Origin of the sequence: Sphaerochaeta sp. S2 (assembly GCF_016406725.1) — a bacterium.
Classification (GTDB): domain Bacteria; phylum Spirochaetota; class Spirochaetia; order Sphaerochaetales; family Sphaerochaetaceae; genus Sphaerochaeta.
Genome location: NZ_JAEKNT010000062.1, coordinates 1 through 11,221, shown reverse-complemented (window position 1 = coordinate 11,221; position 11,221 = coordinate 1). Strand labels below are relative to the sequence as shown.

At 49.0% G+C, this 11,221-nt stretch carries 11 protein-coding genes; 3 read left to right on the top strand and 8 right to left on the bottom strand.

Features of this window, described 5'->3' with window-relative positions; all coding sequences use genetic code 11:
* On the bottom strand, window positions 1–1,070 hold a 1,070-nt coding region (locus tag JF818_RS01535), incomplete at its 3' end, for an FKBP-type peptidyl-prolyl cis-trans isomerase N-terminal domain-containing protein (protein ID WP_198890232.1).
* 224 nt (window positions 1,071–1,294) lie between these two features.
* Between JF818_RS01535 and JF818_RS01530 the strand changes: the two genes are divergently transcribed.
* From JF818_RS01530 to JF818_RS01520, 3 genes are read left to right on the top strand one after another with little or no spacing between them, the layout of a single operon-like run.
* On the top strand, window positions 1,295–1,804 hold the full coding sequence (locus JF818_RS01530; RefSeq protein WP_198890231.1) for a nucleoside deaminase: 510 nt from the start codon (window positions 1,295–1,297) through the stop codon (window positions 1,802–1,804).
* Window positions 1,804–2,811: a translation initiation factor 2 gene (locus JF818_RS01525; RefSeq protein ID WP_198890230.1), complete on the top strand. Its 1,008-nt coding sequence runs from the start codon at window positions 1,804–1,806 to the stop codon at window positions 2,809–2,811. Before JF818_RS01530 ends, JF818_RS01525 begins: the two co-directional genes overlap by 1 nt.
* On the top strand, window positions 2,808–3,527 hold the full coding sequence (locus JF818_RS01520; RefSeq protein WP_198890229.1) for an MTAP family purine nucleoside phosphorylase: 720 nt from the start codon (window positions 2,808–2,810) through the stop codon (window positions 3,525–3,527). The genes JF818_RS01525 and JF818_RS01520 overlap by 4 nt, the downstream gene beginning before the upstream one ends.
* On the opposite strand, the gene metA is transcribed toward JF818_RS01520, so the two are convergent.
* The 7 genes from metA to JF818_RS01485 form a co-directional block, all read right to left on the bottom strand.
* On the bottom strand, window positions 3,506–4,423 hold the full coding sequence (metA, locus tag JF818_RS01515) for a homoserine O-succinyltransferase (protein WP_198890228.1): 918 nt from the start codon (window positions 4,421–4,423) through the stop codon (window positions 3,506–3,508). The genes JF818_RS01520 and metA overlap by 22 nt on opposite strands.
* Entirely contained in the window at window positions 4,414–5,715 is a 1,302-nt protein-coding gene (locus JF818_RS01510) for an O-acetylhomoserine aminocarboxypropyltransferase/cysteine synthase family protein (protein ID WP_198890227.1), read from the bottom strand. Before JF818_RS01510 ends, metA begins: the two co-directional genes overlap by 10 nt.
* A 341-nt stretch (window positions 5,716–6,056) precedes the next feature.
* Window positions 6,057–7,553: a sodium/proline symporter PutP gene (gene putP, locus JF818_RS01505; protein WP_198890226.1), complete on the bottom strand. Its 1,497-nt coding sequence runs from the start codon at window positions 7,551–7,553 to the stop codon at window positions 6,057–6,059.
* A gap of 166 nt (window positions 7,554–7,719) precedes the next feature.
* Window positions 7,720–8,523 (bottom strand): ABC transporter permease, encoded by an 804-nt coding sequence (locus JF818_RS01500; protein ID WP_198890225.1) that lies wholly within the window; start codon window positions 8,521–8,523, stop codon window positions 7,720–7,722.
* Window positions 8,520–9,446 carry an ABC transporter permease gene (locus JF818_RS01495; protein WP_198890224.1) on the bottom strand — a complete coding sequence of 309 codons (927 nt, stop codon included), beginning with the start codon at window positions 9,444–9,446 and terminating at the stop codon, window positions 8,520–8,522. The genes JF818_RS01500 and JF818_RS01495 overlap by 4 nt, the downstream gene beginning before the upstream one ends.
* Window positions 9,443–10,573 carry an ABC transporter ATP-binding protein gene (locus JF818_RS01490; protein ID WP_198890223.1) on the bottom strand — a complete coding sequence of 377 codons (1,131 nt, stop codon included), beginning with the start codon at window positions 10,571–10,573 and terminating at the stop codon, window positions 9,443–9,445. Before JF818_RS01490 ends, JF818_RS01495 begins: the two co-directional genes overlap by 4 nt.
* Window positions 10,574–10,741: 168 nt before the next feature.
* The gene (locus JF818_RS01485) at window positions 10,742–10,933 is read right to left on the bottom strand and encodes a hypothetical protein (protein ID WP_198890222.1); all 192 of its coding nucleotides are present in this window, start codon (window positions 10,931–10,933) and stop codon (window positions 10,742–10,744) included.
* Between the last annotated feature and the right edge of the window lie 288 nt (window positions 10,934–11,221).

Sequence of the window (11,221 nt, the reverse complement as noted above, 5' to 3'; positions counted from 1 at the left end):
GTCTCCCCTCGGTCATAGGAACTCTCGATGACAGTCCCATCAGCCATTTGCAGCTGGTAGTTTACCTCTACGGTATCACTCGTTGTAGGCTTCTTTCCTTCTGCAGGGGTCAATACCTGATATTGCAGGCCACTGGCTGTGGTGATGACACCATCATTGGACTTGTTCTGTTCTAGGAAAGCCTCAGCTTCCTCAAGGTTGGTTACTGCAACTTCAGCAAGCCATGCATCGTACTCTTTTTCCAGTTCCGCCTGGTATTCGATGAAGGCAGTCTGCATTTCAGCCTCATTCATCAACAGATGATTGCCGCATGCGTAATCCAAGGCTCCGCTTGCATAGAGGTCGCCATTTACATGGATACCCTGGCCGGACATATTCAGTGCCAACAGGTAACCATAGGTGTAACTAAAGGCGTCAGCAATTCCCTCTGGCTTGGTCAGACCCCTTACATCATCGATGCTGTCATAGGACTTGCCATAATCACTTTGGGCAAGGCCGAGGCTCCAGATTTCTGCCTGATACTGCTCAACATTGGCATACAGCTCTTCAAGGGTGTAATATCCACTCATTGAATCGCTCTGGGAGTCCTTGTATCCATCGAGGGCACCCTTTACATAGTATCCTGCATCGAAGAACAGTCCCTGGTTTGCAAAAGACTGGATCAGCATAAATCCGTAGGTGTAGCTGAAACGGTCCTCAAGGCTCTCCAGTTCTGTTGCTTGTGCAGTACTGATGTTGTAGGGAAGTACACCGGTAGCAACCAAGGGGTTGATGTAACGAATATCTGAGGCAATGCCATTCTCTACCACTACCTCAAGGTAGTCACCTCGCGAAAGCGATGCAATGGGGTATGTTGACTCTGTCATATTGTTTGTCATGAAGACAAAGTCCACGTTTTCCAAGGTCCTGACAGTAAAAGCTCTCTGGCCTTGCTGGTCGAAAGCGGAAAGTACTCGCACAGTGACTGCATCGGGATGGGCTTCTTTTGCCCCAGCTGCAAAGAGTGCAGTGGAGATGAGCATCATCACCAACAAGGTCACAATCATTTTTGTTCGATTAGGTTTGTTCATAGTCATTCCTTTTTGTATGTTCGTTGCTTCTTGCAACTTACTCTAATGTACGTGCTCTTTTGAGAAACGTCAATGCAAGAAGATTTTCAGTACCATGAAATACATGCCATTAGCCCTTGTCGTGACACTAGATATTCGCTTCATGAAGTTTTATGTACTTGCATCCGATTGTCATCCCCAGCCTCTCATGATAGGGTAGGGATACTAATAAGAGAGGAGCTGTCATGCCTACCATCACAAGAAAGAAACCCAATGAACAAGATATAAAGCTGTTGTATGAAACAGTCAGAATTGCCCATCAGGCAAAAGAGAAAGGAAACCATCCCTTTGGTGCCTTGTTGGCTGACAAGGATGGCAAGATACTGCTTGAGCAGATGAATGATTACGAGGAAGGCGGTTCTGCAATGCACGCAGAGACCCTTCTGCTCTTCAAGGCCAGCAAACTGTATGATCCAGAGTATCTTGCAACGTGCTCGCTCTATACCAATGCTGAGCCATGCGTCATGTGTACCGGAGCAATGTACTGGACCAATGTAAAAAGGCTTGTCTTTGGTATTACTGAGGAGAAACTTCTTGAGCTGACCGGAGCCGATGAGCAGAATCCCACGTTCAATCTTCCCAGCCATGAGGTTCTCGCCCACGGGCAGAAGGATATGGAAGTGGTGGGGCCAGCAGAGGATGATGCCCTGATCAAGGCAATTGTGGAAGATCATCTCTCCTTCTGGGTGCATTGATGATCACCCTGCCTTACCTCCTCAGGAGTGAGAATATCGCTCGAATTGAGGAAAAGCATCTCCTGATCGGGGATAGACGGGTCTACCCGTTTGAAAAGCGCTTTGAGCGTTGCTCCTCTATCCCTGAGATTGCCTCTGCCCTGAAGCGGATGGTCACCCAGGGAGGGGGACCTTTGGAGGTTGCCCTCACTGCGATGGTCTTTGTCGCAGAGCAGATGAAAGAAGGTTCAGTTGAGAAGGAGTTCAGAGAGCTTGAAAATGCAGCAGCACTGCTTATCGATTCCCGTCCAACCAATACCACAATGAAACGGACCTTGCTTTCCCTTCTCGATGAACTACGAGGAAACCCTGGTTTTATTGAGCAGGTGGCCCCTCTGGTGGAAGCACGGAAAAACGCTTTTGACCAGCTCTACCACCAACTTGGTAGAGCCGGAAGTTCGCTCATTCCGCATAAGGCTGGTGTGCTGACCACTTGCTTTGCTGAGCATACCTTCCTGCTCTCCCTTGCCTATGCAAAAGAGAGTGGCAAGGATATCAGGGTATTTGTCCCTGAGACCAGACCGTATTTGCAGGGGAGTCGGCTTACCGCTCCCTCTCTTCAGGAGATGGGGATAGAGGTCAGTGTGATCACCGATGGGATGGGGGCAACGTTCCTTGGAAACGGAGATGCAAACCTCTATATGACCGCCGCTGACTTGGTCTGCATGGATGGGACTGTTGTGAACAAGGTTGGAACGCTTGGCAATGCCATTGCCGCGAAGCATTTCCAGGTTCCCTATTATGCCTTTTCCGTCTCCCCCGATCCTACGAAACAGGATGCAAGTGGCATACAGATGGAGTGGCGCTCGGCCGAGGAGGTAACCCAGTGTATGGGAAGTCCTACCTCCTCAGCTGGAATGAAGGCACTCTACCCGGCCTTTGATATCATTTTTCCTGATCTGGTAACAGGGGTTGTTACGGGTAAGGGTGTCCTTAAACCGGAAGAAATCAAGAGGAATTTTCAATGAAAGCAATTATTGGTGGCACCGGAGTCGATACCCTGGAAGGGATCGATTCACAGCGGAAGGTAGTGAATACTCCCTACGGAGATGTTGAGTTGTTTGTAGGAAAGGGCAAGGATGCTTCCTTGGTCTTTCTTCCCCGCCATGGCTCCGACCATTCAAACCCTCCTCACCTGATTAACTATCGTGCTAACATCAAGGCGCTTGAAATGCTTGGGGTGACCCATGCTATTGGTATCTATGCAGTAGGTTCCATCACTGAGAAACTCCCTCCTGGAAAGGTGGGTTTGGTCAGTGATTTTATTGACCTCTCCTCCGGGAGAGAGCATACCTTCTACACAGGGGGAGAGCATGGGGTGGTCCACACGTCCATGGATGAGGTTTTTGACACATCGTTGAGATCTCGTATCCTCAAGGAAGATGAATCTCTCCTCGATGCAGGAGTATACATCTGCACCAATGGCCCAAGACTTGAAACCCCAGCAGAAATTCGTTACCTGCGCCATATCGGTGGCGATACGGTAGGGATGACCTTGGCAACAGAGGTTTCCCTGCTTCGCGAAGCAGGTATATCCACGCTCGCCCTTGCCTACAGTATCAACTGGGCAGCAGGAATCGAGCATGGACAGGTAACGTTCATCACCGACAAGCAAATTGCCTCGTTGAAGGGCCGGATGACTGAGCTCTGCTGTAATGTGCTTCAGTCAAGTTCCTCCAAGTGATAGGGAGTGTTCTGGTAGACATGATAGTTCAGCCAGTTGCTGAACAGTAAGTTTGCATGGCCTCTCCAGGTAACCTGAATTTCTCCTGCAGGATCGTCTCCTTTTACGTAGTTGACCGGAAGCTGGGCATCGAGCCCTGCCTTTCTGTCTCTTGTATACTCATCTAGGAGTGTTCTCTCGTCATATTCACTATGCCCAGTGACATACACCTGTCTCCCATTCTGGCTTGCTGCCAGGTAGACTCCTGCTTCCTCACTGGTTGCAAGGATCTGGATATCATTGTGCTTAGCGAGGCTCTCCTCATCGAGTCTGGTATGCCTGGAATGGGGTGCCCAGAATTGGTCATCAAAGCCACGTACCAGTGGATGATTCCTCTCCAGTACCGTGTGGCGGTAGATGCCTGAGAGCTTCTGGTCCAACACCTGTTTCCCGATACCATAGTAGTGGTAGAGGGCTGCCTGCGCAGCCCAACACACGAACAATGAGGCAAATACATGCTTGTCGGCCCAGCGGAGGATTGTCTCCAGCTCCTGCCAGTAGGCGACTTCCTCGAATGCGAGGGTCTCCACAGGGCTCCCTGTGATGATCAGAGCATCGAAGTGCTCCTCCTTCACATGGTCAAAGGTCTGGTAGAATGCCTTCAGGTAGGATGAAGGTGTATGTTTGCTCTTATAGCTTGCTGTGGTAAGGAAGGTTATCTCCACCTGCAGGGCAGTATTACCGAGAAGTCGGAGAAACTGCTCCTCTGTCCTCATCTTATTGGGCATAAGGTTGAGGATGGCGACCTTGAGTGGGCGGATATCCTGGTGTATGGCCCTCTCAGCGGTCATGAAAAAGATATTTTCCTGTTTGAGGACCTCAGCGGCAGGGAGGTCTTTTGGGATGGTCACTGGCATGATGAACCCTCCCCAAGTGCCTGAGACAGGTCTGCAAGCAGGTCGTCGATATGTTCACAGCCAATCGAGAGCCGTACTGTGGTCTCGGAGATACCCTGACTCTCCAGCTCTTCCTTGGTGAGTTGGGAGTGGGTCGTGGTTCCAGGGTGGATCACCAGAGACTTAACATCTGCTACATTGGCAAGAAGGCTGAAAATCTCCAGTCGGTCAATGAACTCCTTTGCGTCCTCTCCTGTCCCCTTGATATCAAAGGTGAAGATAGAGATACCCCCTTTAGGGAAGTAGTGCTTGTAGAGTGTATGGTACGGATTATCTTCCAGACTGGGATGTTGTACTTTTTCAACGCGAGGATGGGCAGCGAGGAATTCGACCACCTTCAGTGTATTCTGTACATGCCTCTCTAGCCGTAGGGGAAGGGTTTCCAGCCCCTGGAGGAACAGGAATGCATTCAGTGGGGCAATGCACGGTCCAGTGTCCCTGAGCAGTACGGTGCGTGCCTTGGTGATCCATGCAGCCTTTCCTGCAGCATCAAGAAAGCTCAACCCATGATAGCTGTCGTTCGGTTCTGTTACCGATGGAAATTTTCCGCTTTGTTTCCAGTCGAAGTTTCCACTGTCAATGATAACGCCACCAAGGCTTGTCCCATGACCACCGATGAACTTTGTTGCAGAGTGCACGACGATGTCAGCACCATGCTCGATGGGACGAAGCAGGTAAGGGGTTGCAAAGGTATTATCCACCACAAGAGGGATCTTATGGCTGTGGGCAAGATCGGCCAAAGCCTTCAGGTCACAGAGGGTGGCATTCGGGTTGCCGATGGATTCAACGAACAGTGCCTTGGTGTTGTCCTGGATGGCCCTCTCCACGTCTGCGATATCAGTGGCATCAACAAAGGTGGTGGTGATACCCCACTCAGGGAGTGTATGAGCAAACAGGTTGTAGGTTCCCCCATAAATGGTCTTCGCTGAAACGATATGGTCTTGGTTTTTTGCAAGGTTGAGTATGGAGAGCGTGATTGCAGCCGACCCGCTGGCAACAGCCAGAGCACCAACACCAACCTCAAGTTGGGCCATTCGGTTCTCAAACACTTCCTGGGTAGGGTTTCCAAGCCTTGTGTAGATGTTCCCAGCCTTGGAGAGGTTGAAGAGGGACTCGGCATCATCGCAGCTGTCAAAGACATAGCTGGTGGTTTGGTAGATGGGTACTGCACGGGATCCGGTTGCGCTGTCTGCTTTTTCTTGTCCTGCATGCAGGGCTAGGGTTTCAAAGTGGTAGGTATTGTTGGTTTTCATGGGTTGCTCCTGAATGAAATGATTGGGACCTGGCTACGCCGGGTCTGTGGAATACTGTTCAGAAGCCTCGCATGTGGTCGGTTACCGACCCACAACGTGGATGTTTTGCATGTTTCATGATGGTTCCTTGAAGGTCTTAAGCGAGTGCGTTTTGGCACATGTCAGATTCAATACTGTCTTGCATGCTTTGCATCATTGATGTGCCTCCTTCAAGAAATTACCTACCGAATGGCTAGGGATTGGAGCAAGTATAGGGAAACTTGGAGATGCGGTCAAGTGGTTAAATACAAGAATCGGGTAAGGTGTAAGTAAACCGGGGGGAGTCCCCCCGGTTCTGCATCTTAGTCTTCTGTTGCCATGAAGGCATCGAACTCTTTGAAGACCTCTTCATCGGGATGCTTCTCAAGCAAGCTGAAAATAACCATACAGAGGGAAGCGATTATGAAACCAGGGAGCAACTCATAGACATCGAATATGCCTCCTGAAAGTTGCTTCCAGACCACGACGGTAATACCACCACCAAGCATGGCTGCTACAGCTCCATTGCGACTGGCACGTCTCCAGAAAAGAGAAGCGAGAATGACAGGTCCAAAGGTTGCCCCGAAGCCTGCCCAAGCGTAACTTACTACATCGAAGATGGAGGAATTGGGATCCATTGCCAGGAAGATGGCAATGATGGTGATAGCAACGACAGTGAGTCTGCTGACCAACAAGGTCTCCTTGTCAGAGGCATCTTTCCTGAGTACTGCCTTATAGACATCCTTTGAGAATGCCGAAGAGGCAACCAGGAGCTGACTGTCAGCGGTACTCATACTTGCTGCTAGAATCGCACAGAGGAAGAACCCTGCAATGAAGGTCGGGAAGATTTTCTGCATGCTGACAATGAATACAGCCTCTGCTGCACTCTGGGAGTCAAAAGTGGTGGGCAGAAGGAAAATTTTTCCGACCACACCAACGAGCAATGCTGCTGCCATGGCAATAACAACCCAGACCATGGCAATTCTTCGGCTCGTCTTGACCTCATGGTTGCTTCTGATGGACATGAAGCGGATGAGGATATGCGGCATGCCGAAATAACCGAGGCCCCAGGCAAGCGCACTGAGGATCTGAAGGAACCCATAGCTGGTTCCTGGTGGTGTGGCAAATGGGTTGATGAAGTGCTGGCCGAACTGGCTGAGCTGTTCGAAGGTATGAACTGGTCCCCCGATTGCAAATACTGCGATCACGCCGGTCATCACCAAGGCAAAGAACATCAAGCTTCCCTGCAGGAAGTCAGTTGCTACCACAGCCAGGTATCCACCGAGGAGCGTGTATCCAAGGATGACCAGTACGCCCAAGATGAGGGCGGCATAGTAATTCATACCGAAGACAGCGGTGAACAGTTTTGCAGAGGCCAGAAATCCACTTGCCGTATAGACAATGAAGAACACCAGGATGATGATCGAGCTGATGGTTTGCAAGAGTTTGCTCTTGTCATGGAAACGGTTGGTGAGGAATTCTGGGATGGTGATGGAATCCTTTGCGTGAATGGAGTATTTTCTCATTCTCTTTGCCACCAACAGCCAGTTGAGGTATGTACCTACCAGCAATCCAACCGCGGTCCAGAATGCTTCCTGGAGCCCAGTGAAGTAAGCAAGGCCGGGAAGCCCCATAAGCAACCAGCCAGACATATCGCTTGCCTCAGCACTGAGTGCTGTGAACCATGGACCGATTGAGCGACCACCAAGAAAGTAGTCACTGGTGGATTTTGTTTTTCTGAATGTGAAAAACCCGATTGTTAGCATAAGCCCCAGATAGAGTGCAAAAGCCAAGGCAGTAATGAGCTGATAACTGTTCATGATCACCATTCTCCCAACATTTAATACATGTTGGTCCAGAATACCTGTTGAAAAAGAGGGTGACAAGGGTAATGGAAGATATAATGCAAAAAAAATGCATAAATATGCATAAAATTGGGGTGTGAATTGGATCTTTTGCCTCTATGCAATGAGACAGAGGCGCCAGCTAACTGCTGGCAGCCACTGTCTTGAGGAACTTCCTGAAGAAGAAAGCAATAAGCATGGTACCCAGAATCATGACAAAGGTGAGTGCGTTTATCACCGGGGATACGCCATAGCGGATCATTGAGTAGACATACAGGGGCAATGTTCCTGAACCAGGACCTGAGACAAAGAAGGTGATGACAAAGTCCTCAAGTGACATGGTTATGCACATCAGGAATCCTGAAAGTACTGCAGGTATGATGGAGGGAATGATGACCTTGAGCAGGGTCTGCCGCTCATTGGCTCCCAAGTCACGTGCAGCTTCCAGGGTGGAATAGTCAAACTCATCCAAGCGTGCACTTACCAACATAAACACAAAGGGTAGGTTGAAGGTGGTATGTGCGACAAATATGGTGAATAAGCCGAGGCGAATCTTCACGGCAGAGAAGAAGATCAACATTGAAATACCGATGATTACCTCGGGGAGGACCATGGGAAGGTAGCTTACCGTGGTAATGTAGCTTCTTCCCTTGAATCGGTACCATTTGATGCCGATGGCTGCCAAGCTTCCCAGTACAGTGGCAGATATGGAGCTCGTGAGTGCAATGATAAGACTATTTCTGAATGCAGCCCAAAGTGATGGGCTTTCATAGATAAGCGTCTTGTACCAGATAAGGCTTGCACTCTCCCACTGCATTCCTTTTACGCTGTTGAAAGAGAAAAAGACCACTACAAATAGGGGAATGAAGAGGAATACTATGACCAAGGAAAGCATGGTATAGGAGAAGGAAAAGCTGGATCTGGAGGAGTTTCTCTGATTGCTCATCTCTTCCCCCTCTGGCTGTGGTGCAGCTTGATATTCTGCTCGAGTGCCTGTTGATTGCTCTTTTTCTGGTGTAGCTCTCTCTTTCCACTGTACAGCATCCAGAATACTCCGATGAGGGAGATCAGGGTCAGTACCATGGAGAAGGCAGAGGCAAGAGGCCAGTTCCTGGTCTTGGAGACTTGGTCGACGATGATATTTCCGATCATGGTGGAGTCCTTGCCACCAACCAAGAGTGGTACGGTGTAGGCTCCAAAGATAGGAATGAAGGTGAATATGAAGGCAGTACTCACTCCGCTCTTGATATTGGGAATCATGACCTTGATGATCGACTCCAGCTTTGTTGCCCCCAGGTCCCTGGCTGCATCGAGCAAGGCAAAGTCGAACTTGTCTATGGTCGTGAAGAGAGGAAGGATCGCAAAGGGGAGATACATGTAGATCAGGACAACAATGACTGCCTGGTTGTTGTAAATCAAGGCAAGGCTCTGATCAATCAGGCCAAGGTTCTTCAGCAGTGAGTTGAGAAATCCTTCACTGGATAGTATGGATACCCAGGCATAGATTCGGATCAGGGAGTTGGTCCAGAAGGGTATGATGATCAAGAACAGAAGGAAGGTCTGGTGCTTGCTTTTTGCCATCGCATAGCCACAGGGTAGGGCAATGAGAAGACAGAGCAATGTTGAGATTACACTGATCCACACTGTCCTGAGCAGTACCTTGGCAAAGCTTGGGTTGAACATTTGCTGGTAGGCAGAAAGGGAGAACTCCCACTCAATACCTCCATAGAGACCTCGCTTGAGGAAACTGTAGAGGATGATGATACTGATGGGAATTGTGAAGAAAAGTGTGAACCAGAGCCCCATGGGAGCGCTATAGAGCGTTCCTAGCAATCGCTCCCGTTCCCTTGGTTTGAGAATTCGTTTCATTGCTCTGTATCCTTCACCAGGTAGCCGTCGTTTGCACTCCAGCTCACATAGACCGTATCCTTCCACTGGATCTCAGGGCCTTCTTCCAAGAATACTGTGTGTTGCTTGAATACCTTCACCAATGTGTCAGGTTCTTTCTCCAATTTGACAAAGAACTTCGATTGGAATCCTGAATAGATGGGTTCTTCCACAATACCCTTGAAAGTGTTCAAGGTTGTACTGTTGCTTCGTGGAGGATTGGGTGAAATCCTGATTTTCTCTGGGCGGACGGTAAAGTCGAGTGAAGACCCCACTTCCTGGGCCTCTGAATCAGTTACATACACTTCACCCTGCAGCTGAGGGACCTCAACACGTAGGAGGTACTCCTCTCCCTGTGGTTCACAGGAGCGTACGGTGCAGGGGAATATATTGGACTCTCCGATGAAGCTGGCAACAAATCTGGTTGCTGGAGCTTCATAGATTTCATAAGGAGTTCCAATCTGCAATACCTTGCCCTTGTTCATGACAGCAATACGATCAGATACAGAGAGGGCTTCACTCTGGTCGTGGGTTACATAGATGAATGTGATGCCGACCTTATCATGGATGAGGTCGAGTTCCACCAACAGGTTCTGTCTCAGTTTTGCATCCAGGGCTGAAAGCGGTTCATCAAGCAGTAGTACCGCTGGTTCATTGATCAGGGCACGTGCGATGGCTACACGTTGTTTCTGTCCTCCACTGAGCATAGAAGGTTTCTTATAAATATGTTCTTCCAGTTGTACCAGTTTTACATATTCCATGACTTTCTGTTCCACGATTGCCTTATCGGTACGACGAAGTCGCAACGGGAAAGCAATATTCTCGTAGACAGTGAGATGGGGGAACAGTGCATAGGTCTGGAAGACGGTATTTGCCTGACGTTTCTCAGGGGGTAGGGGGAGGATGTCCTTGTTGTCGAAGGCAACGCTTCCCGAGTCCGGATAATCGAATCCAGCGATAATCCTCAGCAGTGTGGTTTTGCCACAACCAGAAGGACCCAACAGCGAGAAGAATTCTCCCCTCTTGATTTGTACGCTTACATCATCAAGAGCCTTGAAATCACCATAGGAACGGGATACCCGTTGAGCAGTTATTTCAACTCCTTTCAATCTTTTCCATTTCCTCCACTCGTTTCAGGCATAGAATTTCCAAAAGAGGTGTTTTGGAGCCTTCACGATGGTAATGCGAATATCGAATATTTACCCCCCACTGTCAAGCATTCATCCGATAAAATTTCAATGAATTTGTATATTCATACCTCAATGGAAAGAGAGTGCTTAACGCTGGAAATCTATCCGAACGACCTCACCAGTTCTGGGGTCTTTTCTGTAGACTGCTGGGCCTTCTTCATCATAGCCATACCAGATGAGCCGAGAGAAACGCAAAAGCTCATGTTCCTTCGGTGGATCGAAGACTCTGCAATAATCAAACCTGAAAGTGGTTTGTACACGCAAATCGTAGCCCAGCATACAACTCCTCCTAAGGCTCAATCACCGTCCTATGATTGAGGTGCTTGTGTCATAAGCGTAGATGAGCATTGGTTACTCGTCAAGAGTGTCGAAACAAACAAATTCTTAATTCAAGTATTTTCAAGCAAAGAGGAAATCGTGGATTATCCTAAGGTATGTCTTACGTGATGAAGACAAAAATACCGACCAACAAGTGGTCGGTAGTAAAGGTGTTTTACGCCAAAGAGGTCTCGAACCTCTGAGATACTGCTTAGAAGGGGGTAAATGAGGTTTATCAAGAACTATTAG